Here is a 23,617-nt window from a genome sequence, read left to right on the forward strand (position 1 = left end):
AGGTTAATCCAAGTTATGCCACAAAACAAATTCAATCTAGTAACAAAATACTCTCCAGCTGGTGATCAACCGGAAGCTATAAAATCTTTAGTGGTTGGTCTAAATAATAACCTTCAACATCAAGTACTACTTGGTGTTACTGGTTCTGGTAAAACTTATACAATGGCTAATGTGATAAATCAAACACAAAAGCCATGCTTAATTGTAGCTCATAATAAAACTTTAGCAGCTCAACTGTATTCAGAGATGAAACAATACTTTCCAGATAATGCTGTAGAATATTTTGTATCTTACTACGACTACTATCAGCCAGAGGCTTATGTGGCGGCATCTGATACTTATATTGAAAAAGACTCATCAGTAAATGAGCATATCGAACAAATGCGACTTTCAGCAACCAAAGGGTTACTTGAAAGAAAGGATGTAATTATAGTCGCAACGGTTTCAGCTATCTATGGTCTAGGTGACCCTGAGCAATATATGCAAATGATTCTCCATCTTAAAGTTGGCGAAACTTTAGATATGAAGCAAGCCCAGAACAAGCTTGTTGAGATGCAATACTCAAGAAATGATATGGATTTTTCTCGTGGTAGCTTTCGTGTGCGTGGAGAGGTGCTTGATATTTTCCCAGCAGATTCAGAAAAAGATGCCATACGAGTAGAATTTTTTGATGATGAGATTGAAGCTGTAAGTACTATTGATTCTCTTACCTCTAAGAAAATAAAAAAACTCCATCGAGCAACTATATTCCCATCAACTCACTATGTAGCATCAAAAGAGCGAAAAGGTGAAGTGATCGAAAAAATAAAGGTTGAACTTAAAGAACGAATTAAGCACTTTGAAGAAGAAGGCAAACTCCTTGAAGCTCAAAGAATAGAGCAACGCACAAAGTACGATATTGAAATGATACAAGAGCTTGGTTATTGTACAGGTATTGAAAATTATTCAAGACTACTATCTGGGCGTAATCCGGGTGATCCACCACCAACATTGCTTGATTATCTTCCTGAGAATGCTTTAGTTATCGTTGATGAATCTCATGCAACACTACCACAATTTGGCGGTATGTATAAAGGTGATAGATCACGCAAGACAAATCTTGTAGAGTATGGATTTAGATTGCCATCTGCACTAGATAATCGACCTTTAAAATTTGAGGAGTTTGAAAAAATATTACCTCAAACACTATATGTATCAGCAACACCAGCTAATTATGAGCTTGATAAATCTCAAAACACGGTTGAACAAATTATACGACCAACAGGTCTTTTAGATCCTGAAGTTTTTGTAAGACCTGTAGCTATACAAGTTGAAGATGCTCTTTCTGAGATAAATAAATCTATAGCTAAAGGTGAAAGAATACTAATCACAACACTTACTAAGAAAATGGCTGAAAACCTTACAGAATATTTATCTGAATATGGTGTAAATGTAAGGTATTTACATTCGGATATTGATACTGTTGAGAGAGTGCAGATTATCCATGATTTGCGTAAGGGTGTATTTGATGTGTTAGTAGGTATTAACCTTTTACGAGAAGGTTTGGATATGCCAGAGGTTGGTGTACTTTTGATATTTGATGCAGATAAGGAAGGATTTTTGCGCTCTGAGAAAGCTCTTATTCAAACCATAGGTAGAGTAGCTCGTAATGAAAAAGGGCGAGCGATATTATATGCAGATGTCATTACAAAATCTATGAAAAAAGCTATGGATGAAACAGCTCGTCGCCGACAGTTGCAAGATGAGTTTAATCAAGCTAACGGTATAACGCCAAAAACTATTGTTAAAAATATAGATGATATGCTTGATAGTTCTCCTGAAATGCAGAAACGAGAGTACAAAAACAACTCTAGAATAAAGGTTGATGAAATTGATGTTTCAGCTATACTAGGTAGTAGTGAAGCAACTAAAGTTATTAGAGCCTTAGAAAAGCGAATGAGAGCTCATGCAAAAGAGTTAGAGTTTGAGCAAGCTACACATATTAGAGACAAAATTTTGGAAATTAAACAGAAATTCTTAGAGTTATAAGAATAATTATTAAATCATGGCAATTGAAACTAAATTAAAAAAAGATAGGTTATTTTTACGCTTTACAATAGCTAGGCTAAAAAATTACTTTTATAGGGCTAAAAAAAGTCTATATGCCTCTATAATTCTTTGTGGCTTAATCGTAGGTGTTGACTTATATCTAGGCAATATTGAATTTGTAACTCAATCAGTAGAAGTTGGCTTTACTTTAGCCTTTATTTTATTCGTGTTTTTCTTTTTAATTACAAAAGATGATAATCCTGTAGATATTATAATATCTGGTGCAGAAGGTGAAACTACTGTTCTAACAGAGCTAAAGAAGCTAAGTAATGAATTTGTTCTTTTTAATAGAATAGTGCTACCAGATCAAAAATCTAGCGTTGGTGAAAGAGAGTTAGATTTTATAGCTATATCAAAAAAGAGTATCTACATAGTAGAGGTTAAAAACAATCGTGGCTTTATTAAAGTTGAAAATATGGCTGACAAATGGCAGGTAGAAAAAACCACTCAAAATAAAAAGGTTTATGCTAAAACTATTAAAAACCCAATCAGACAAACTTTCGCACAAAAAAAAGTGCTACAGACTTTTCTTTATAATCAAAAGATATATATAAAGGGGATCCCCGTAGTTACTATAGTTATATTTGCAAATGATCAAGCCGAATTAAGTGATAACTTTATCGCAGATGATGCAAACCAAGCTGTTTTAGAACTTGAGACTTTACTGCCTTTCATTGAGGCTAAAGAGCAGTATCTTGAATCAATGCCTACGCGTTCTCGTCGTAAAATAATTAGAAAACTAGATAAAAAATAATGTCTGATTCTCGAGCAATTGGTGTATTTGACTCAGGTGTCGGTGGACTTACCGTAGTTAAAAATATCATGGAGCAACTGCCCAATGAAAATATAGTTTACTTTGGAGATATTGCTAGAATTCCTTACGGAACTAAATCGAAAGAAACAATTCAAAAATTTGCAGCTCAAACAGCAAATTTCTTAGTTCAATATGATGTAAAAGTTATCATAATAGCTTGTAATACAATCTCTGCTTTAGCAAAAAATATTGTTAGAAATATAGCAAAAGATATTCCTGTAATAGATGTGATTAGTGTAGCTGTAAAGTCAGTGAAAAACCTTAAAAACATAGGTGTGCTTGCAACTCCAGCAACTATAAATAGCAACGCTTATACTCAAAATATACAACTGCAAAACCCAACATCTGAAATTTATCCTCAAGCTTGTGGGCTGTTTGTTTCGATGATAGAAGAAGGTTTCGTATCAGGTGAAATAGTTAGGATAATAGCAAAAGAATACTTAGCTAATTTCAATGGTCAAAAGCTTGATTGTATGATTTTAGGTTGTACACATTATCCTATTATCAAAGAAACTCTTGCTGATATACTTATCGATATTGAGCTTATAGACCCATCTTATTTAGCAACTATTGAACTAAAAAAAATGCTGCTAGATTATGATATATCAAACTCTTCTGCAAATATTGGAGTATATAAATTTTTCGTAACAGACATTCCTCATAAATTCAAATCAATAGGTGAAATGTTTTTAGATACCAAAATGGACTACCTAAAAATTGTTGATATAGATAATTTCTTATAGCTAATTAAACCTCTTCTAAAAAGCTTTTGAGATATGTATCATATTTGATGAGATAAACCTAACAAATATAAATATGTACGATAAGAATAGTAGAAATGTAATCCTTTTAGCAGGTATTGGGGCAGTATTAGAATTTTATGATTTTGTGTTGTATATAATCTTCTCAAAAGAGATATCTGCAACTTTCTTTGCCGGTATAACAAACCCAACTATTAAAACCTTCCTTACAGTCTTAATTTTCTCTATAGCATATTTGGTTAGACCTTTTGCAGGTACCATACTTGGTATTGTGGGAGACTTAATCGGTAGAAAACGCTTACTACTTTTCACTATACTTCTAATGGGTACTTGCTCTCTATGTATGGGGTTAATGCCAGGTTATGCTCAATGGGGGTTATTTGCAAGTTTTGCATTTGTACTATTACGAATATTACAAGGAGTTGCATTAGGTGGCGAGCTTCCTGGAGCTTATGTAATAGTGTATGAATCTGTTAAAGGTAAAATTGGATTTGCCTGTGCAATACTTTTCACATTTGTAACTTGTGGTTTTTTATTCTCAGACATAGTTGGCTTTGCTTTACAATACGCATTTGGTGATTATGCTTGGAGAGCAGGTTTTATAATTGGTGGTTTACTAGGTTTTATTGGGTACTACATCAGAAGAAATTTACATGAAACACCTCAATTTAAGAATATTGATCAGCAAAAAAGACATTCCTTTAGTTCATTAATATCTACTTATGGCCTTAATCTATTTGCTGGTATTTGTATGGTTGTTATTGTTGCTTTTGGTGGCGTTATGCTTACGCTATATATTCATAAGTTTGTTGAGGGTGTATTGACTGGTTATAACTCTGGGCAAATATCATTGATACTTACACCAAGTGTGTTTATTCTAACCTGTTTTTCTTTCATCTACGGGTATTTTTCAGATAAATTTGGTATCGCTAAAATGTTTAAACTAGGAACAATACTAGTGATGCTAGGCTCTTTTCCTGCTTTTTATTTTATGAGTTGTTTTGGTAGTGTGATATCAGTAGTTATATCATCAATAGGTATTATGCTATGTTATGCACTTGTAGCTTGTACATTTATATTTTTACTTTGTGATTTATTTCCTACAGATGTTAGGCTTTCTGGAGTTGGATTAAGTTATAACCTAGCTTTTGCAATAGTAGGTGGTGTAGCTCCACTAGTAAGTACAACTATTATTACTATGACAGATTATCACTTTTTGGGTCCGGCTATTGTTGGGGTTATATGTGGTCTTGTAGGGCTGATTGGAATTATTATTTACCATAAAAAAGGTGGATACCATAAAGAGAATAAAGATATGATTGTTAAGTTATAGGTGAGTTAATTAATGAAAGCTATAAGAAAAGATATTATTGAAGCAACTCGTTATTTTAGTAAATTAGTCGAGCTTGGCTCATATAGTGCGGTCAAATCTTATTATGATATTCAGATAAATACTGTTAAAAACAAAATAGAACTACTAGAGGATTATCTAGATTTAAAGCTCACAAAGCCTGAAAACAATCGTATCCTTCCAACTGAAGAAGGGTTGAAGTTTTATCATTCATGTAAAGAACAATTAAAAGGTTTAGAAAATGCGATAATAAATGTCAAAGATAATGGTTTTGAACAACGCGAATCATTTAAAATCTTAGGAACACCATTATTTTTACGAATGCTAATTAATAATGCATTATCAGATATTAGGCAAATTTCTAATAAGCCATTAAATATTTATCTTAATAGCTATTTAAATCGTGATCTCAATGGAAGAGAATATAATTTAGACTCGTATAGTATTATTGAAATATATGAAAATGACCTTCAGTATGTAGATTTAGACCGTTGGATTATTTGTTACTCTGTTGATGATTTGATTATTCCTGCACATATTTATGGTAAAAAAGATTTTGTAGAACAATTTCATAATTCACCTAAAGAACTACTAAAAGCTAATATGATTTATCACGACTATGACTTTAATCTTAAAAAAGTTAAGTTCTTAAAAGATGGCTCTCTACACAAACTCAATCGTGATAATGTTGTATACATAGCAAATACAGACTCTCAGAAAATTCCAGTTTTGATGAATGATAATGTTTTAACTATTATGTCAGAATATTGTTATGAAACTCTTATATCAGACTTTAGTAATATTAAAAAAGTTGATGGATTTGAGATTGATTATCCGGTTGAGTCACATATGATTTTAGTAAATAGAAGTTCACCCTATAAAAGACAACTCATTGATATTGTAAGATCAGGAGTAAAAGGCATTAGAATGAAATATGATAAGAGTTTTAAAGGTTAGTTTAGAAATCTATATAGTACTGAAATTAAATAACTACTATCTCTAGAAACCTTCTATAAGGTTTATATAATAGTTTAAACCATTTAGCATAGCTTCATTTGATAGATCAAATGTCGGTTCATGCACCATTGAAGTAAAGCCTTTATTTTCATTTCTAACACCTAAAAAAGCATAGCAGGCAGGGATTTCTTTAGCAAAATATGAAAAATCTTCCGAAGCCATCCAAGGTATACTTGACTGAATAGCATTTTGCTCTCCAAGAGTCTTTTTCATTGAGGCTAATGATCGCTTTACGGGCTCATCGGAGTTTCTTGTTTCTGGATATCCATTTACAAAATCAATATCTACAGAACCATTATAAGTTTTAGCTATACCTTCTGCTATATCGTAAATTCTTTTTTTAGCTGTTTGCTGACCATCAGAACTAAGATATCTGACAGCACCTTTTAGTGTTGATTGATCAGGTATGACATTAAAAGCAGAACCTGAATTAATAGCAGTTACAGACACAACTATAGGGTCAAAGCTATTAGCATTTCTAGATACGATTGTCTGTACCTGTGTTACAAATGATGATGCCATAATTATAGGATCATTAGATAGCATAGGTGTGCTAGCATGACCACCTTTACCATGAAAGGTTATTTCAAATAAAGATACGCCTGCAAGAGCTACTGGTGAACAAACTTGCATCTTGCCTTCTTCTAAGGTTGGCAATACATGAATACCATATATTTGATCGACACCTATTAGAGCACCATCTTTAATCATCGCAGGTGCTCCGCCAGGAAGAACTTCTTCAGAAGGTTGGAAAATAAAACGAATATTTACATTTAATTTATCTTTATTAGCAACTAGTTGTTGAGCAGTAACAAGCACCATAGCACAGTGAGAATCATGCCCACACATGTGTGCTTTACCCTCTATCTTTGACTTATAATCACAGTTGTTTTTTTCATGAATTGGTAGAGCATCCATATCAGCTCTTAAAGCTATAGTTTTAAACGATTCAGATACTTTTAGATCTGCAACAACTCCTGTTTTACCAATACCTTCCTTGATTTCTAAACCTAATTTTTTAAGTTCATCAACTATATAAGAAGCTGTGTTTTGAACATCGAAACCTAGTTCTGGATACTGGTGTATATGTTGTCGTATTCTTGAAAGCTCTGCAATAGCGTTTTTTGAGATATTAATCATGTATTAGATTCCTTAGTTATTTAGATAATCAACATAATTATCTCATAATGTATAGTGGTAGTAGTATTCATATTTTGATAAAGGTTGTATATTTGTAAGAGAAGTGTAAAAATTTACAAAACAATTTCTTATATAGCAGATTATTCTATGCAAGAATCTCTAAAATTAAGCGAATTTCTAGGACTTATAAAAAGTACCATAGAGATGGGCTTTGGCTATGATGGCTATTGGGTGCGAGCTGAACTATCTGAATGGCGAAAATCTGGCAAGCATTATTATGGTGAGCTTATAGAGCATGATGGTATAAGTAGATATCCAGTTGCAAAAGTTCGATGTAATTGTTGGGCAAATAAAGCTGATTATATTCATCGTAAATTCTTTAGCACTACAGGTGAGAGCCTTCGCTCAGATATGAAGGTAATGCTAAAAGTCGCTGTTAGCTACCATGTGAGTTTTGGGCTTAGCCTTAATGCGATAGATATCGAGCCTGCATTTACTCTAGGAGATAGACAAGCTCGTAAACTTGATATACTCGAAACTCTTACAGCTAAAAACATCATCAATAAAAATAAATCTCTAGCTCTACCAAGTGACTTTACAAGAGTTGCTGTAGTTACAAGTACAACGGCTGCAGGTAAAGGTGATTTCTTTGAAGAAGCAGATAAGCTACAAGATTTAAATCTGTGTAAATTTGACATCTTTGAAGCTAAAATGCAAGGGCAAGATTGTGCAGTATCAGTAGCAAGAGCTTTTGATAACATCGCCAACAAAGCTGATAAATATGATGCTATAGTACTTATTCGTGGGGGTGGTTCACAGGCTGATTTGGATTGGTTTAATAACATCTTACCTGCTGAAAGTATTTGCAATAGTGAAATAGCTGTAATGGTTGGTATAGGCCATGAACGAGATAGCACAGTTTTAGATGAGATTTGTACTAAGAAGTTTGACACTCCATCAAAAGTAATAAATTTTATCACAAATTCAATAATTGATAACGCTACAAATGCAAACCATAACTATAAAGCAATTGTGAATATAACTAAAAACCTAGCAAAGCAAACTAATGCAAATCTTGAAAGTATTTATAAGGATTTTAAGGTAACGCTAGGAAATTATTTACAAAACATAGATTATCAAGTTGAGCATAGTTATAAAAACACAAAATCTATAGCAAGTAGTAGCTTGAAACTCTATGAGAAAGCTATAGAAGGACAATACACTAGCATTATTACTGCGGGTAAAAACTCAATTAAGTACTACAGTCATAGTATTGAAGAATGCTTTAAAAATACAAATACAATATCAAAAAATATGCTTAGTCATTATGCGCAAATTAGTGAGTATTTGTATAAGCAGATATTATCAGTATCAGTAGAGCCAACTTTAAAGAGAGGTTTTAGCATTACAAAATCTAGTGATGGTAAGTATATAACTACAAAAGAGCAAGCAGAAAAATATTCAAATTTAAACATAGTCTACAGTGATGGACAAATAAGCGTCGAGGTAAAAAAATAATGGCAACTCAAAGTAAAAAGTTTGCAAAAAACTATGAAATATTAGAAGAGATAAATGAAAAGCTACAAGATAGCCAAGATAACCCAGCACTACTTGATGAACTAGCACCTATGCTAGAGCAAGCTTCAAAGAGTTATAAAGTTTGTAAGGAAAGGATAGCCGCAGCTCAGAAATTTATAGATGAGTTTGAGGGAGAGGTTTAAAGATAAAACTTATAATAAGAGCATATAATAAATGAATGAAAAACCATGGGAATATAAAAATATAATATCAGCTGATCACGCTGCTGGTATTATTAATGCAAACATACCTAATATTGAAATTAATGATATTAAACTACTAGGAGAAGGATGGGATAATACTACATGGATTGTTAATAACAATTTATGTTTTAGGTTTCCCAAACATGATGAAGCTGCAATATTATTATCAAATGAAATAAATATATTATCAAAATGCATTAGATCAAAACAGATTAGAGTTCCTTACCCAAAATATATATGCTCATCACCAAAATTATTTGAATACAACTTTTATGCCCATGACTATATATCTGGGTTGACTGCTGATAATTCTAAATTAAATCGCAATGATAGAATAAATATAGCAGAAAATTTGGCAATTTTTTTAAAGGAGTTGCATAATTTCCCTATAGATAAGTGTGTTGAATTGGGTATCAAAAAAGATCAAAGTGATAGGTTAGGTTTTAAACGTAGATATTTAGAGCTTAAGGAACGTATAGACTATTTAATAGGAAATAATTTACTAGGAGATTGCTCTAAAATTGAACATTTTTATATAAACAATATGAATATTAATATCTCTGATATCGTTAGATTATGTCACGGAGATTTATATGCAAAACATTTAATTATAGATAATAAGAATTTATATGGTGTTATAGACTGGGGAGACTCAGAGCTTATTCATCCAGCTATAGATCTAGCTATTGTATATCAATATCTCCCTAAAGAAGCACATTCTATATTTTGGAATATTTATGGAGAAGTTGAAAATAGTATTCATACAATAGCTATACTTAGAGCAATATATAGTTCTGTTACGATAACTTGGTATGCACACCAAGTTAGTGATATATCTCTTTTAAATGAAGGAACTCTAAGTTTGAAAATGATAAACGAGGTAATATAATGAATCTGCTAGAGATAGGAAACATTGAAAATAATTAGCATTTAATTTTTATTCAGATTTATACAAACTTCTTCAAATAATCAAAAGAATAACTATACTCGAACTTCTTCTTTTTAGAAGTCATATCTTTTTTAGTATCACCTAAAGAAATACTTGCTATCATCCCAGCTTGAACTTCTACTATTAACTCTTGGTCATCTTGAGTGTATGTTTTTGTAAAAGGTAGCGTTTTACCAAATCGCCAGTCCCAACTTTTTAGTGTTGAGATTTCTTTTTCTATTAGCTCTTTGTTATGTAATGGAGTTTCTTCATCTATAAGACTCAGCTCAATAGAATCAAAATTTCTCATAAATGAACGCGTAATATCTTGAGTTTGCATATCTGAGATAATTTCAGATAAATTAAGTACTTTAGAGCGATGAGACTTTACTCCCTTAGTATCTAGTGAGTTATCAATAGGTTGATGAAGATAATCGTAAAGTTTAGTAGTATCTGTATGTATCAACAGCGTGCCATGATGAAATGCTCGATCTTTTTTCTCTCTAAAAGCACTACCAGAGACCTTATACGTAAAATTTTCATGATCTACTACAACATCATTTCTTTCATTAGGATATAAGTTCAATCCAAGCTTATTTACTACCAAACAGACTAAATCAAGATTAGATTTCACATCATGCTGATCTTTTGGAGAGATAATAGTATAGTTCAAATTACCATAATCATGGTATACAGTACCTCCACCACTTTGCCTTCTAACAACGGGAATATTGTCTTTATCCATAGCTTTTAAATTACACTCTAACCAAGGGTTTTGAGCTCTACCAATAACGACACAAGGAGCATTTTGCCATAAAAACAATATTTTCTCATCCTTCAACTGTTCAAGAAAAAGCCAGTTTTCAAGTGCTAAATTAAAATATACGTTATTACTAAGTGATACATAAATCTTCATGAATTATAAAATATGATATTGTTTGCTTAATAAGTATAAGGTTTTATTACAGCTATAAAAGTGTTTTATGATATAATTTTGCTTTATCAAACATATAGTATAAAAGACTAAATGCCTTCTATAAAAGAAACTTTAGAAATTATAAAAAGAGGGGCTGATGAAGTCCTTATTGAAGCTGAGCTTATAAAAAAGCTTGAGAAGAATAAACCTCTAATCATAAAATTTGGTTGCGACCCTACAGCTCCTGATATTCACTTAGGACATACTGTAGTTATCAATAAACTAAAACAACTTCAAGATTTAGGTCATGAAATACATTTCTTAATTGGTGATTTTACTGCCCAGATTGGCGATCCTACTGGCAAAAATGCTACAAGACCTCCACTAACCGCTGAGGAAGTAGCTGCAAATGCTGAAACTTATACTACACAAGTTTTTAAAATACTTGATAAAGAAAAAACTATTGTGCGTAGAAATGGCGACTGGTTTAATGATATGTCTGCATCAGATATGATTAAACTTGCCTCAAACTCTACAGTAGCTAGAATGCTTGAAAGAGATGATTTTTCTAAGCGTTATAAAGGTGGTCAATCTATCTCGATACATGAGTTTTTATATCCACTAGTACAGGGCTATGATTCTGTTGCTATGAATGCTGATATTGAGCTTGGTGGTACAGATCAAAAATTTAACCTACTTATGGGCAGAGAGCTTCAAAAACAAAATAATCAAGAAGCACAAATCATAATCACAATGCCTCTTTTAGAGGGTCTTGATGGCGTTAAGAAAATGTCTAAATCAAGCCAGAACTATATCGGTATTGAAGAACCTGCTAATGAAATATTTGGCAAAATCATGTCTATATCTGATGAATTGATGTGGCGTTATTATGAGCTTTTAAGTTTTAAATCTTTAGAAACTATAGCTAAACTAAAAACTGATGTTGAAAATGGTAAAAACCCTCGTGATATCAAAATTGAATTAGCTCAAGAATTGATCGAAAGATTTCACTCAAAAGAAGAGGCTGAAAAAGCATATCAAGATTTCGTACAAAGATTTCAAAAAAATCAGATACCAGATGACATAAATACTGTAGAATTAAATACAGGTGAACTACCAATAGCAAATTTGCTAAAAGAAGCAGGTCTTGTAGCTAGTACTTCTGAAGCAAACCGTATGATTAAACAGGGTGCTGTTAAAATTGATGGTGAAAAGTTAGTAGATACTAAAGTATTATTTGGGCAGGGAACAGAAAATGTTTTTCAAGTTGGTAAACGAAAATTTGCAAAGATTGTTATAAAATAAAGGAGTTTTAGAATGGATAAGTTTCTATCAATATTTTTCGGAGTTTTAATAATAGTAAGTATTATTACTATCTTTATTAATTTATTCCCCATTGCATTGAAGGTATGTATAGTTTCAGCGATTATAAGTGGTGCTATATATGTTGTTTTAAAATTGATTGAGAAATATAGCAATTAATCTCTTCTAAAAGGTATAATGTTATATGTTAGCAGTAGTAACTTTTAGAGGTATATTATGAAAAAAACTATTTTAGTCTCGGCAGGATTACTAAGTTGTGTGATGAGTTATGCATTTATGCGACCAGCAGATCCTTATGCTATGTATAACGGCCCAGAAGTTTCTGAAGAAAGAGCAGAAGGTTCTGCTTATGTACCACCAGATAGAGAGTTCATAAACTCACAACGTGGTGAATATATTGACTCAAGAAATAATGAGTTTAGACCAGATCAAGATGCTCAAAGATTGTTTTGGGCAAATAACTAAAAATAAAGTAATTATTTAATGTTTGTATAACCAACAAACCATAACTAGTTCATCATAAAGCTAAGGTATATTTAGAATGTGCCTAACATCAGTGTATAATATTTACTCAAATTAAAAAAAATTCATAAATCATGCAAAAATGGCATCAGATCGAATTTATAGTAGACAATAAACAATTAAAAACTATAGAAGAATATCTCTTTGAAAACTCAGCTGGATCGATTACAAATACCGAACACTCCGATAATGAATCTAAGCTTACAGTATTATATGAGTTTAAATATGATATTGAGCAAATTCTTAAAAATTTAACTAAAGATATAAGCACTGTTACACAAGATCAAATAAATTATGAGATTATAGAAGATCAGCAATGGGAAGCAGCTTGGTTATATGACTATGAGCCAATCGAAATTGGTAAAAATATAGTCGTTTATCCAAATTGGCGAGAGCCTCCGACTGATACTCTAAAGACATATATAATTGTAGATCCTAGTATAGCATTTGGCTGTGGTAATCATGAAACTACTAAGATGTGCTTAGAATGGCTTGAAAAAAATGTATCTAAAAACACTACAGTTTTAGACTATGGCTGTGGTACTGGTGTACTTGCTATTGGTGCTATAAAGCTAGGTGCTAAGTATGCTGAAGGCATAGATATTGATCCTAATTCTATCGAATCATCACAAAAAAATGCTCTAGAAAATAATGTAGCAAATAAAACTCACTTTAGTGATAATTCTCCGACTCAAAAATTTGATTTGGTGGTAGCAAATATATTTTCAAATATACTCATAAGCTTAGTGGAGAATATAGCCGGTAGTCTAAAGCAGGATGGTAAATTAGCACTCTCAGGGATAATAGAAAATCAAGTCGATGAAGTTCAAGAAGTATTTAAAAAACATCAAATAGATTTTTCTAAACCTAAGCAAATGGGACAATGGTTTATGCTTGATGGTGTAAAAAAGACTTAAAGATCATATAAATAAAAAGCCAGACTTGAGTAAAGCAAAATAAATTCCTGTGAAAAATTAGTGATGCAAAAAGCTTTTAAGCTTGCTACTACACCACATTTTATGTATGTTGTTTACATTTAAAATACATAATAATATTTGCTATGAAAAGAACTATGCTAAAATCAAAAATTCATATGGCTACTATCACAGAAGCTAACCTAAACTACTATGGATCTATAAGTATTGATAAAAACTTATGTGAGCAAGCAGACCTTCTACCTTTTGAGAAAGTTGAGATATATAACTGTAATAACGGTAGTAGGTTTGCAACTTATGTAATACTTGGTGAAAAAGGTGAGATGTGTGTAAATGGTGCAGCTGCAAGACATGTACAAAAAGGTGATGTTATTATAGTAGCGTCTTATGCATCATATAAAGCTAAAGCATTAGAAAACCATAATCCTAAACTAGTTTTTGTTGATGAAGCTAATGAAATAAAAGAAATTAAAGGTTATATAGACTCTTCAATAAATAAAAAAGCTAGTTAATATGCAACAATCATTAAGCTATCTATTTATAGGTAATGGCAGGCTAGCCAGTCATATGGCACATTATTTTGGTCTTCAAAACTTGATTTTTGAAACTTGGTCTCGTAAAGATAATTCAATCGAAGACTTAAATAACAAAGTAAAAAAAGCCAATCGTATTTTACTTCTGATTAATGATAATGCTATTGAAGCATTTACTAATAAGTATTTAAGTGAAATTATAAAGCACCCTAATAGCGACAAACTGGCCATACATTGTTCAGGCTCTTTAGCATCTAAGGGAATAATTGGGGTTCATCCGTTACAAAGCTTTACAAAAGAAGTCAAGTATTCTCTCAATGAGTATAGAAAAATATGTTTTTTCTATGACAACAATGAGTTACAACTATCATTTAATGATATATTTCCTGATTTATCTAACCCTAACTATCCTATAGATACTAATAAAAAAGCTTACTATCATGCTTTGTGTGTAGGTGCTAATAATTTTACCACCATACTATGGCAAGCATTTGCAGAGCGGATGATGAAAGAGTTTGATGTTCCTTTTGATAAAGTACATTACTATCTAAAAACAACTACAAATAATATCAAAAATGATGTGTTTTCAGCCTTAACTGGACCATTTATAAGAAATGATACTAAGACAATTGAAACGAACTTAAATAGCCTTAATAATGATAACTTCAAGCTAATTTATAAAGCATTTTTAGATTTTTATAATCTAGAAAACCAAACTAAAAAGTAATTAGGATACGATTATGAAAATACATGATTTTCAAAAATTCAAAGCAGAAAAAAGAAAAATAAATTTTGTGACATGCTATGACTATAGTTTTGCTAAGATTTTTGAGACTACAGATGTAGACTGCCTATTAGTCGGTGATAGTCTAGCAATGACTATGCATGGTGAGCAAGATACACTTTATGCTAATGTTGAAATGATGACTCTGCATACTAAAGCTGTATCTAGAGGTGTTAATAAAAAGTTTGTAGTTGCTGATCTGCCTTTTATGTCATACCGAGGATCTTTAGACTTATTAAATACTAGTGCTATGAAACTAATGCAAGCTGGAGCAAATGCTATAAAACTTGAAGGTGTCGAAGGCAATGAAGAATATATAAATCACCTTGTGCATTCTGGTGTACCTGTAATGGGGCATATTGGGTTAACACCACAATTTGTAAACACACTGGGTGGCTATAGAGTTCAAGGCAAGACAAAAGAAAGTGCCGATATATTACTTAATCAAGCTAAAAGATTAGAAAAAGCAGGGTGTTTTAGTATAGTGCTAGAGTGTGTACCAACAGATGTTGCTGAAAGAATTACTAAAGAGTTAACAATAGCTACTATTGGTATAGGTGCTGGTAATAAAACAGATGGCCAAGTTTTAGTTCTACAAGATTTGCTTGGTTTAAATATGGATTTCCTACCTAAATTTGTAAAAAAATATATGCAAGGAGAAAGTCAGGTCAAAACTGCTATAAACAAGTTTTGTGAAGAAGTTAAATCTGGAGTTTTCCCATGTTCTAAACATAGTTTTGAAACTAAGATGCCTACTGATAAGAGTAAAAAAGCTATAAAAGTTTTTGAATCTATTAATGATATTCAAGATTATCTAAGAAACATTAATAGAGATTTTCATGTAGGATTCGTACCAACAATGGGCAATCTCCACGAAGGACATGGTTCACTTCTTAAAGAGAGTATAAGAGACAATGATATTACTGTATTGAGTATATTTGTAAACCCTACACAGTTCAACAATAAAGATGATCTCAATAACTACCCTAAAACATTAGAAAATGATTTAAAGCTTGCTGAGCAGTTAGGAGTTGACTGTGTATTTTTACCTTCTTCTGAAAACATGTACCATGAAAATTTAGATTTTCGTATAACTTGTACATCAAATTTTGCAACAGAGTGTGAAGGTGGTAGAAAAGGGCATTTTGATGGAATGCTTACAGTAGTGATGAAATTACTAAATATTATAAAACCTAAGAATGCTTATTTTGGAGAAAAAGATTTCCAACAGTTAAAATTGATACAAGAAATGGTTTCAGCTTTCTTCCTAGATGTAAATATCATCCCATGTAAAACAGTTCGTTTAAGCTCCGGCTTAGCTATGAGTTCTCGTAACAATAGACTATCAAATGAAGGTGTTGAACTAGCAAGCAAAGTGTCTAATATCATTCACTCAGAAAAAAATGTAGATATTGCAGCCCAAAAGGTTAATGAACTTACACCTAATGTTGAGATTATATATATAAATGATATAGGTGATAGAAGACTGTATGCATTTATGATAGAAGAAATTCGTTTGATTGATAATTTTGCTCTAAATTAATTATAAAAATAACTCCATTTGTTTATCATCAGTCTCACCGAGCCGTACACCAATACCCATAAGTCGAATAGGGTAATTTTGTTTTTCATATAATTGAGCAATCAAATTTTCAAAGAATTTGATGTTTTGGCTTTTTGATATGCGATTTATGCTTGTTTTATTAAACTTATTATCTGTAAATTTAACTATAACACCTACAATTTGCTTAGCGTATTCGGTGGTTAATCTTTTAGTAAGTTTCTCATATAGCTCAGGAAGTTTTTTTAAGCATTCATCCAAGGTCTGTAAATCCTGCTGATATGTATTTTCAACGCTTACAGATTTACGAATACGAATAGGATTTACAGCTCGATTATCTATTCCTCTCGCATAGTTATATAGATTATTTCCAAACTTACCGAATTTCTCTATAAGTAAATTGAGACTTAATTTTTGTAATTGCGAACAAGTTTCAACGCCCATGTTTTTTAATTTTTCTTGTGAAACTTTACCTACTCCAAATAACTTCTTTACAGGTAAATCTTTTATAAATTCATCTAATTTATTCGGTGTAATAACACAAATTCCATTAGGTTTATTTATATCACTTGCTATCTTTGCAATTAGTTTATTATGAGCCACACCGGCTGAACCAGTTAGACCAGTTTTATCAAATATTTGTTTTTGAATCGCTTTAGCTATCAAGGTAGCACTATTTTGATATTGTTGTACATCAGTAACATCAAGATATGCTTCATCTAAAGATAAAGGCTCAACTTTATCTGTAAAAGAGTAGAAAATCTCTCTTATAAGCTTTGAGGCCGCTGTATATTTAGAGAAGTCAGAATTTAAAAGTATCAGGCTTGGACATTTTTGTAATGCAATAGAGGTCGGCATCGCTGAATGAACACCATACTCTCTAGCAATATAATTACAAGTTGGTATAACACCTCTTTTAGGATTAGTACTACCAACAGCAAAAGGTTTATCTGCTAAGTTTGGGTTGGACTTTTCTTCTACTTGAGCGAAGAAGTAGTCCATATCTATGTGAATGATTTTTCTTGTATTACTCACTTATCAAACTCTAATCTAATTATGAACTTCAAAAAATGGATCTATACTAGGATCTTCTAGCCAGCTATATTCTATCTCAATGCTTTTTTGTTTAGCGATATCATAACCCAAAGTATCAGCTATAAAGCCTAAACTCATATCAATACCAGCACTAACTCCTGAACTTGTGTAAATATTATCATCTTTTACCCATCTTGCTTTATCCACCCAATTAACATTTGGAGCTATAGATTTAGTCCAAGACATTACTTTTTTATTTGAAGTAGCATTTTTATCATCAAGTAATCCTGTTTGAGAAAATAACGAAGATCCCGTGCAGACAGTAAATATATATTTAGCTTTTGTTGCCAATTTAGAAAGTGCATCAATAAGCTTCTTATTATAAACTAGTTCTCGGCTTCCGATACCTCCAGGTATAAAAAGTATATAACCATTTGAAGTTACACCAGAAAGCTTTTGTGTATCTATTTTTACACCTTGGCTACTTGTAACCACTCCTCCGTCAAGAGAATAATAATCAGGTTTGAAAATATCTTTAAAACTTCCAAGTATTTCTATTGGCCCAAAGACATCTAAGGTTTCAAACTCATTATATAAAACAGTAACAATTTCTAACATATTTTGTTCTTTTGAGCGTTGATTATATAGATGATAACTCAAAGAATATTATTTTTGATAAAAATACACTACAAATTCTAGCTACCATATTTACATATATTGTAAAAAAGCTATCATATAAAGATGATTTTCAATAATTATTTAAAATGAAAAAGGTTGCAAGCGAAGGATTTTCATTGGTTGAGTTAATGGTTGTTATTGCAATTATAGCTATACTTATGGCTGTCGCTGTACCTATGTATGCAAATTATACAGTAAGATCAAAGCTTTCATCGGAACTTGAAAAATTAGGTGCGGTAAAGGCAGCAGCTGAATATATATCTAACAATAACAATAGTATAGATTATACAGGTGGTAATCTAGGTGTTTTACCTAGTGGTGCTAGCATTGGAGAAAATGGTACTATTGAGTTAGATACAAGTAGTATTGTAGCCAATTCCTCGATATCTTTAGTACCTTCAATTGGTATAGGTACTATTGATTGGAGCTGTAGTGGTACAGGCTTAACATCATCTCAACTTCCTAGCTCATGTCAGAATGATGGAGAAGCAAATAATAACTCTAACGGAGGAGAGGGTATAAGCAGTAACCAATTTGATGGCAATAGCTGCGGATTCCCAGATGTAGAAGGAGCTAGTTGTTATGAACCTAATAATAATATAAATATGCGAGTATCAGGCGATCAAATAGAAATTAAAGTCTATAATGGTGCTGCTGATGAGGATGGTTTCAGGGATGGAATCGATATGAGCATGAACTCGGAAGTACCTGGAGAGATAAATTATATTGGTAATGAAGGTCCTCAATCTATTACTTCTATTGCAGGTGTTGATGATTTAGATTTGCCTGAAGAACAAAAACAAAATGTTGTAGAAGCAATTAATAGTATAAAGCAAACTTCTTATTGTGATGATGCCGCAAATAGCGATCTATGGGTATGTCAATAAATAACTAATTCTTTACATATAGTGTATAATTGTACTCTATAATTCTAGAAAACAAATTCTTAATGATATTCTTCAAAAATATTTCGTACCAAGTAGATGTAAAAGAACTATTCAATGACATCAACTTTTCTATATTTCAAAATCAAAAAATTGGTCTTGTTGGTAAAAATGGTACAGGTAAAACCACTCTTTTCAACCTAATCCAGCGCAATATAGTACCTGATAAAGGTGACCTTGAAATTGCTAAAAATACTCGTATAGTTACCGTTAAGCAAGATGTTGATAATTTTGATGTAAAGGTTATAGACTATGTTGCTAATGGTGTTGCATTTGTAAAAGATCTAAGACAAAAGATGTCTAATGCTTTAGCTACTGAAAACTTTGTTGATTATTCTCATTATCATGAAGAATACGAGTCACTTGGTGGTTATAGTATAGAAGCTCAAGCTGGTAAACTATTATCAGGTTTAGGCTTTAATACTGCTCAACTTGATCAACAAGTTAAAGAGTTATCTGGTGGTTGGCAGATTAGGCTAAACCTAGCACAAGCGTTATTACAAGAGTCAGATATTTTACTGCTTGATGAACCAACGAACCATTTAGATTTAGATGCGGTTTTATGGCTTGAGCAATATTTACAAGAGTATAAAGGCTCTCTACTACTTATTTCACATGATAGAATATTTTTGGATAATGTTGTTAAGCAGATTTTTCATATTGATGAAAGACAAGTCGTTAGCTATACGGGTGATTATTCATCTTTTGAAAAGCAATCGTATGAGCAGAAGATTCTCCAACAGAAAAGCTTTGATAAACAACAAAAGCATATTGATCATTTAGAAAGCTTTATTAATCGGTTTAAAGCAAAAGCATCAAAAGCTAAACAAGCTCAAAGTCGTATGAAAATGCTCGATAAAATCCAAAGAGTTGAGTCTGTTAAATCAGAGTCAGATTTTAGTTTTGAGTTTAAAGAAACTAAAGAACTTGGTGGTACTTTAGTAAGCTTACAAAATGCTGATTTAGGATATGGTGATAAAACTATATTACAAAAAATAGGCTTAGGCATCTATAATGATATGCGTATTGGCTTGCTAGGTCTAAATGGTGCTGGTAAGTCAACATTAATCAAGTCACTAATTGGTGAAATTGACATTTTATCTGGAGAGATGGAAAAACATCCTAACCTTAAAGTTGGCTATTTCTCACAACATTCTTTAGATGTGCTAGATATGGATGCATCTCCTTTGTTACAAATGCAAAGGTTAGATCCTAAAGCAACTCAGCAAAAACTTAGAACCTTCTTAGGAAGCTTCAACTTTGTTGGTGACAAAGCTCTGGCAAAAACAGGTACATTTTCTGGTGGTGAGAAAGCACGCTTAGCTTTGGCTATGATTGTTTATCAAGAACCTAATTTCTTATTGCTCGATGAACCAACAAACCATTTAGATATAGGTGTTCGAGAAGCTCTTACTGTAGCACTACAAAGCTTTATGGGAGCTATTATACTCGTATCTCATGATAGGTTCTTACTAGAATCAACAGTAGATGAATATATGCTAGTAGGCGAAGGGGCTGTTAAACCTTTTGATGGTGATATGAAAGATTATTATAAATATATTCTTGAGGTCAAAAAAAATGAGAACAGTCCTAAAAAAGCTGTAGTAACTGAAAAAAAAGAAAAAACAAAACTCACTTCAAATCAAAGAAGACAACAAAAACCTATTCAAGACAAAATAAAAAAATTAGAGAGAACTATCGATAAACTTCAAAAACAAAATTCAGAAATGGAAAAAATACTTGAAGATCAAGAGCTGTATAATGACAAAATTAAACTACAAGAAATTCTCGATAAACACGCTCAGATAAAAACTCAACTAGAAGAAACAGAAGCAGAGTGGCTAGAAAACCTTGAAAAATTAGAGCAATTAAATAACTAACTTCATGCTAATTTATCTAAATAAGCTGTCTATATTTGTTATTTAACATATTTGCTATATCATTGAAGTTATAATACTTACAATCAAAATTAAATGACTATAAATACATATTTTGCAAGCTGTGCAAAAGGTTTAGAAATACTCCTAAAAGAAGAATTAGCAAGACTAGACATTATAGCTTATGAAAAGCTAGCAGGCGTTGAGTTTGAAGGTACACTTGAGCAGGCTTATAAAGCTTGTATACATTCTCGTTTAGCTAGCCAAGTAATGCTAAAAATAGCGACCCAAAAAGTTGAAACACAAGAAGAGCTATATAACTTTATCTCGGATATTCATTGGGATACTTACTTTGATGTAGATAAAAACTTCAAAATAGCAGTATCAGGCAAACATTATGATTTTAACAACACTATGTTTGTTTCACAAAAAACTAAAGATGCTATAGTTGATCAATTTAGACATAAAACAAATGAACGTCCAAACATTGAGACCGAAAACCCTGATAACATTATTAAGCTTCATCTTAATAAGCATTTTGTAAATGTTTTTTTATGTTTAAATATTGATAGTTTACATAAACGCACTTATAGACAACATCAAGCAGAAGCTCCATTAAGAGAGTCTTTAGCTGCTGCTATATTACTAAAAGCAGGGTGGTTAGATGAACTACAAAAAGAGCAGCCTATACTTGTAGATCCGATGTGTGGCTCAGGAACTATACTTATAGAAGCCGCTTTAATGGCTAAAAATATAGCTCCGTTATTACTCAATAAATCATTTAAGATATTTGACTCAAAACTACATGATGAAGAGCTTTTTAGTAGCTTAATACTTGAGGCACAAAAAGCTGTAAAACCTACAAATGCTATTATTCAAGGTTATGATATTGATAATAATGTCCTAGATAAAGCCTCTAAGAATATCTACCAAGCAGATGTTGATGATGTCGTAAATATTAAAAGACAAGATATCAGAGATATTGAAAATGTATTTGATAGTGTTGGTCTTATAGTTACAAATCCTCCTTATGGTGAAAGACTTTATAGTAACCAAATTGATGAACTCTTAGATATTTTCAATGCTTTTGGGCATACTCTTGGTGAGGACTTCGGTGGCTGGAAAGTTGCAATTTTGACAAGCTTTAGTGATTGTATTAAAGAGATGGAACTTCGTACTACAAAACGAAATAAATTTTATAATGGTGCTATTGAAACGATTCTGTATCAGATAGATATAAATAAGCACGCAGTATTTAAACACGAATCTCAGCTTGAAAAAAATATCCGTATCGCAGAAAATGCTGCGACTAAATCTGATGAACATATAGATTTTGGTAATAAACTTCAAAAAAATCTCAAAAACCTAAAACCATGGCTAAAGCAAACAGGTGTTGAATGTTATAGACTTTATGATGCAGATATTCCGACTTTTTCAGTAGCTGTAGATATTTATAACGAGAATGTATTTCTACAAGAATACCGTGCTGATGCAACTATAGATCAAAATATTGCTAAGCAAAGATTTTATCAAGCGATTTATCAAATCCATAAAACACTAGGTATTGCGTATGAAAATATCCATACAAGAGTACGCCAACGCCAAAAGGGTAAAGACCAATATCAAAAAGAAGACAATCAAAATAATTTCTTCGTAATAAATGAGGTGAATGCACAGTTCTATGTGAATTTTGAAGATTATTTAGATACTGGCATATTTTTAGATCATCGTAAAATTAGACAAATTGTCGCAAAAGAGTCTAAAAACAAATCTCTACTAAATCTTTTTAGTTACACTTGTACTGCAAGTGTTCATGCTGCTTTAAAAGAAGCTAAAACCACTAGTGTAGATATGTCTAACACATACCTAGATTGGGGTAAGAGAAACTTTACTTTAAATAACATTGATACTTCTAAGCATGAATTTATCCAGTCTGACTGTATAGGATGGTTAAAATCAAACACTCAAAAATTTGATGTGATTTTCCTAGATCCTCCAACTTTTTCAAATTCAAAAAGAATGGATGACACTCTTGATGTTCAAAGAGATCATGAAATGCTAGTTAATCTTGCTATGAACTCTCTAACAAAAGATGGCGTACTATATTTTTCAAACAATTATCGCCGCTTTAAAATGTCCCAAGAAGTTTTAGATAGATATAATTGTGAAAATATTGATGAAAAATGCTTATCTCGTGATTTCTTATCTAATAAAAATATCCATAATTGCTGGAAGATTAAATACAAATAGTTTGAAGTTACTCTTTTTAGCATCTACAATTACTGACAATATGTATTTACATATTAAAATTTTAAATCGTAAAAATAGGAGTTATAAAGATGAATGATTTTCAAAAGAAAACATTAGATACATTTAAAAAAGGTGCTTGTAAGACTTGGAAATTTAGTATGCAAAATCTACTATCTAAGATTATATCTTTAATAGTAATAGTTTTAGCAATACTATCTATCGCAGATGGTGGATACTCTCAAGTATTTATTTTAATAGTTGGTATAGCTTTAATTATCTATATAGTTGGTGCATTTAATAAAGATATAGAAAAAGTTGTTGAAGATGAAATTGATGATATCATCTCTACAGATAAAAAAACTAAAAGCGACGATTGAAA

General features: G+C 31.7%; 20 protein-coding genes and 3 pseudogenes. 19 read left to right on the forward strand and 4 right to left on the reverse strand.

Features of this window, described 5'->3' with window-relative positions; genetic code table 11:
• Positions 1–15: 15 nt before the first annotated feature.
• The 5 genes from uvrB to CDH04_RS05180 all read left to right on the forward strand — a co-directional run bounded on the left by uvrB (position 16) and on the right by CDH04_RS05180 (position 5,971).
• Positions 16–2,028, forward strand: coding sequence for an excinuclease ABC subunit UvrB (gene uvrB, locus CDH04_RS05160; protein ID WP_112870014.1), 2,013 nt, complete (start codon positions 16–18; stop codon positions 2,026–2,028).
• A 16-nt stretch (positions 2,029–2,044) separates the two neighbouring features.
• Entirely contained in the window at positions 2,045–2,842 is a 798-nt protein-coding gene (locus CDH04_RS05165; protein ID WP_112870015.1) for a nuclease-related domain-containing protein, read from the forward strand.
• Positions 2,842–3,645 (forward strand): glutamate racemase, encoded by an 804-nt coding sequence (gene murI / locus CDH04_RS05170; protein ID WP_112870016.1) that lies wholly within the window; start codon positions 2,842–2,844, stop codon positions 3,643–3,645. The genes CDH04_RS05165 and murI overlap by 1 nt, the downstream gene beginning before the upstream one ends.
• A 73-nt stretch (positions 3,646–3,718) precedes the next feature.
• Complete coding sequence (locus tag CDH04_RS05175; RefSeq protein WP_112870017.1) at positions 3,719–4,996, forward strand: MFS transporter; 1,278 nt, start codon at positions 3,719–3,721, stop codon at positions 4,994–4,996.
• A gap of 12 nt (positions 4,997–5,008) precedes the next feature.
• Complete coding sequence (locus tag CDH04_RS05180) at positions 5,009–5,971, forward strand: LysR family transcriptional regulator (protein ID WP_112870018.1); 963 nt, start codon at positions 5,009–5,011, stop codon at positions 5,969–5,971.
• A gap of 42 nt (positions 5,972–6,013) precedes the next feature.
• On the opposite strand, the gene CDH04_RS05185 is transcribed toward CDH04_RS05180, so the two are convergent.
• On the reverse strand, positions 6,014–7,171 hold the full coding sequence (locus tag CDH04_RS05185; protein ID WP_112870019.1) for a M20 metallopeptidase family protein: 1,158 nt from the start codon (positions 7,169–7,171) through the stop codon (positions 6,014–6,016).
• 147 nt (positions 7,172–7,318) lie between these two features.
• On the opposite strand from CDH04_RS05185, the pseudogene xseA reads away from it, so the two are divergent.
• From xseA to CDH04_RS05200, 3 genes and pseudogenes are all read left to right on the forward strand, one after another.
• Positions 7,319–8,705 (forward strand): annotated as a pseudogene (gene xseA, locus CDH04_RS05190) (exodeoxyribonuclease VII large subunit).
• Positions 8,689–8,892: an exodeoxyribonuclease VII small subunit gene (gene xseB / locus CDH04_RS05195; protein ID WP_112870021.1), complete on the forward strand. Its 204-nt coding sequence runs from the start codon at positions 8,689–8,691 to the stop codon at positions 8,890–8,892. The pseudogene xseA and the gene xseB overlap by 17 nt, the downstream one beginning before the upstream one ends.
• A gap of 31 nt (positions 8,893–8,923) precedes the next feature.
• Positions 8,924–9,841, forward strand: a complete 918-nt coding sequence (locus tag CDH04_RS05200; protein WP_112870022.1) for a phosphotransferase family protein — start codon at positions 8,924–8,926, stop codon at positions 9,839–9,841.
• Positions 9,842–9,899: 58 nt separating this feature from the next.
• On the opposite strand, the gene CDH04_RS05205 is transcribed toward CDH04_RS05200, so the two are convergent.
• A complete protein-coding gene (locus tag CDH04_RS05205) occupies positions 9,900–10,796 on the reverse strand; it encodes a lipoyl protein ligase domain-containing protein (RefSeq protein WP_112870023.1) in 897 nt (298 codons plus the stop codon).
• A 111-nt stretch (positions 10,797–10,907) separates the two neighbouring features.
• On the opposite strand from CDH04_RS05205, the gene tyrS reads away from it, so the two are divergent.
• From tyrS to panC, 7 genes and pseudogenes are all read left to right on the forward strand, one after another.
• A complete protein-coding gene (gene tyrS / locus CDH04_RS05210; protein ID WP_112870024.1) occupies positions 10,908–12,101 on the forward strand; it encodes a tyrosine--tRNA ligase in 1,194 nt (397 codons plus the stop codon).
• 234 nt (positions 12,102–12,335) lie between these two features.
• A complete protein-coding gene (locus tag CDH04_RS05215) occupies positions 12,336–12,584 on the forward strand; it encodes a hypothetical protein (protein ID WP_112870025.1) in 249 nt (82 codons plus the stop codon).
• A 131-nt stretch (positions 12,585–12,715) separates the two neighbouring features.
• Positions 12,716–13,558 carry a 50S ribosomal protein L11 methyltransferase gene (gene prmA / locus CDH04_RS05220; RefSeq protein ID WP_112870026.1) on the forward strand — a complete coding sequence of 281 codons (843 nt, stop codon included), beginning with the start codon at positions 12,716–12,718 and terminating at the stop codon, positions 13,556–13,558.
• Positions 13,559–13,713: 155 nt separating this feature from the next.
• Positions 13,714–14,088, forward strand: a complete 375-nt coding sequence (gene panD, locus CDH04_RS05225; RefSeq protein WP_234393417.1) for an aspartate 1-decarboxylase — start codon at positions 13,714–13,716, stop codon at positions 14,086–14,088.
• Between the two features lies 1 nt (position 14,089).
• Positions 14,090–14,836, forward strand: coding sequence for a DUF2520 domain-containing protein (locus tag CDH04_RS05230; RefSeq protein WP_112870028.1), 747 nt, complete (start codon positions 14,090–14,092; stop codon positions 14,834–14,836).
• A gap of 10 nt (positions 14,837–14,846) precedes the next feature.
• A pseudogene (panB, locus tag CDH04_RS09935) lies at positions 14,847–15,635 on the forward strand (3-methyl-2-oxobutanoate hydroxymethyltransferase); the annotation flags it as partial.
• Between the two features lie 6 nt (positions 15,636–15,641).
• The gene (panC, locus tag CDH04_RS09940) at positions 15,642–16,436 is read left to right on the forward strand and encodes a pantoate--beta-alanine ligase (RefSeq protein WP_234393435.1); all 795 of its coding nucleotides are present in this window, start codon (positions 15,642–15,644) and stop codon (positions 16,434–16,436) included.
• On the opposite strand, the gene dinB is transcribed toward panC, so the two are convergent.
• The gene (gene dinB / locus CDH04_RS05240; RefSeq protein WP_112870029.1) at positions 16,437–17,489 is read right to left on the reverse strand and encodes a DNA polymerase IV; all 1,053 of its coding nucleotides are present in this window, start codon (positions 17,487–17,489) and stop codon (positions 16,437–16,439) included.
• Between the two features lie 15 nt (positions 17,490–17,504).
• On the reverse strand, positions 17,505–18,107 hold the full coding sequence (locus CDH04_RS05245) for a DJ-1/PfpI family protein (RefSeq protein WP_112870030.1): 603 nt from the start codon (positions 18,105–18,107) through the stop codon (positions 17,505–17,507).
• A gap of 146 nt (positions 18,108–18,253) precedes the next feature.
• On the opposite strand from CDH04_RS05245, the pseudogene CDH04_RS09945 reads away from it, so the two are divergent.
• The 4 genes and pseudogenes from CDH04_RS09945 to CDH04_RS05265 form a co-directional block, all read left to right on the forward strand.
• Positions 18,254–18,640, forward strand: a pseudogene (locus tag CDH04_RS09945) (pilin); the annotation flags it as partial.
• A 476-nt stretch (positions 18,641–19,116) separates the two neighbouring features.
• Positions 19,117–20,991 (forward strand): ABC-F family ATP-binding cassette domain-containing protein, encoded by a 1,875-nt coding sequence (locus tag CDH04_RS05255; RefSeq protein ID WP_112870032.1) that lies wholly within the window; start codon positions 19,117–19,119, stop codon positions 20,989–20,991.
• 93 nt (positions 20,992–21,084) lie between these two features.
• Positions 21,085–23,238 (forward strand): bifunctional 23S rRNA (guanine(2069)-N(7))-methyltransferase RlmK/23S rRNA (guanine(2445)-N(2))-methyltransferase RlmL, encoded by a 2,154-nt coding sequence (rlmKL, locus tag CDH04_RS05260; protein WP_112870033.1) that lies wholly within the window; start codon positions 21,085–21,087, stop codon positions 23,236–23,238.
• Positions 23,239–23,327: 89 nt separating this feature from the next.
• Entirely contained in the window at positions 23,328–23,615 is a 288-nt protein-coding gene (locus CDH04_RS05265) for a hypothetical protein (protein ID WP_112870034.1), read from the forward strand.
• Positions 23,616–23,617: the final 2 nt, after the last annotated feature.

The organism is Francisella adeliensis (assembly GCF_003290445.1).
GTDB lineage: Bacteria > Pseudomonadota > Gammaproteobacteria > Francisellales > Francisellaceae > Francisella > Francisella adeliensis.

Coding starts and splice junctions, on each gene's coding strand:
- CDH04_RS05175 (WP_112870017.1), top strand. CDS start 3,719: ATGTACGATAAGAATAGTAGAAATGTAATCCTTTTAGCAGGTATTGGG.
- panD (WP_234393417.1), top strand. CDS start 13,714: ATGCTAAAATCAAAAATTCATATGGCTACTATCACAGAAGCTAACCTA.
- uvrB (WP_112870014.1), top strand. CDS start 16: ATGCCACAAAACAAATTCAATCTAGTAACAAAATACTCTCCAGCTGGT.
- CDH04_RS05245 (WP_112870030.1), bottom strand. CDS start 18,107: ATGTTAGAAATTGTTACTGTTTTATATAATGAGTTTGAAACCTTAGAT.
- CDH04_RS05185 (WP_112870019.1), bottom strand. CDS start 7,171: ATGATTAATATCTCAAAAAACGCTATTGCAGAGCTTTCAAGAATACGA.
- CDH04_RS05205 (WP_112870023.1), bottom strand. CDS start 10,796: ATGAAGATTTATGTATCACTTAGTAATAACGTATATTTTAATTTAGCA.
- CDH04_RS05265 (WP_112870034.1), top strand. CDS start 23,328: ATGAATGATTTTCAAAAGAAAACATTAGATACATTTAAAAAAGGTGCT.
- CDH04_RS05200 (WP_112870022.1), top strand. CDS start 8,924: ATGAATGAAAAACCATGGGAATATAAAAATATAATATCAGCTGATCAC.
- CDH04_RS05230 (WP_112870028.1), top strand. CDS start 14,090: ATGCAACAATCATTAAGCTATCTATTTATAGGTAATGGCAGGCTAGCC.
- CDH04_RS05165 (WP_112870015.1), top strand. CDS start 2,045: ATGGCAATTGAAACTAAATTAAAAAAAGATAGGTTATTTTTACGCTTT.
- panC (WP_234393435.1), top strand. CDS start 15,642: ATGCCTACTGATAAGAGTAAAAAAGCTATAAAAGTTTTTGAATCTATT.
- tyrS (WP_112870024.1), top strand. CDS start 10,908: ATGCCTTCTATAAAAGAAACTTTAGAAATTATAAAAAGAGGGGCTGAT.
- xseB (WP_112870021.1), top strand. CDS start 8,689: ATGGCAACTCAAAGTAAAAAGTTTGCAAAAAACTATGAAATATTAGAA.
- rlmKL (WP_112870033.1), top strand. CDS start 21,085: ATGACTATAAATACATATTTTGCAAGCTGTGCAAAAGGTTTAGAAATA.
- CDH04_RS05255 (WP_112870032.1), top strand. CDS start 19,117: ATGATATTCTTCAAAAATATTTCGTACCAAGTAGATGTAAAAGAACTA.
- CDH04_RS05215 (WP_112870025.1), top strand. CDS start 12,336: ATGAAAAAAACTATTTTAGTCTCGGCAGGATTACTAAGTTGTGTGATG.
- prmA (WP_112870026.1), top strand. CDS start 12,716: ATGCAAAAATGGCATCAGATCGAATTTATAGTAGACAATAAACAATTA.
- murI (WP_112870016.1), top strand. CDS start 2,842: ATGTCTGATTCTCGAGCAATTGGTGTATTTGACTCAGGTGTCGGTGGA.
- CDH04_RS05180 (WP_112870018.1), top strand. CDS start 5,009: ATGAAAGCTATAAGAAAAGATATTATTGAAGCAACTCGTTATTTTAGT.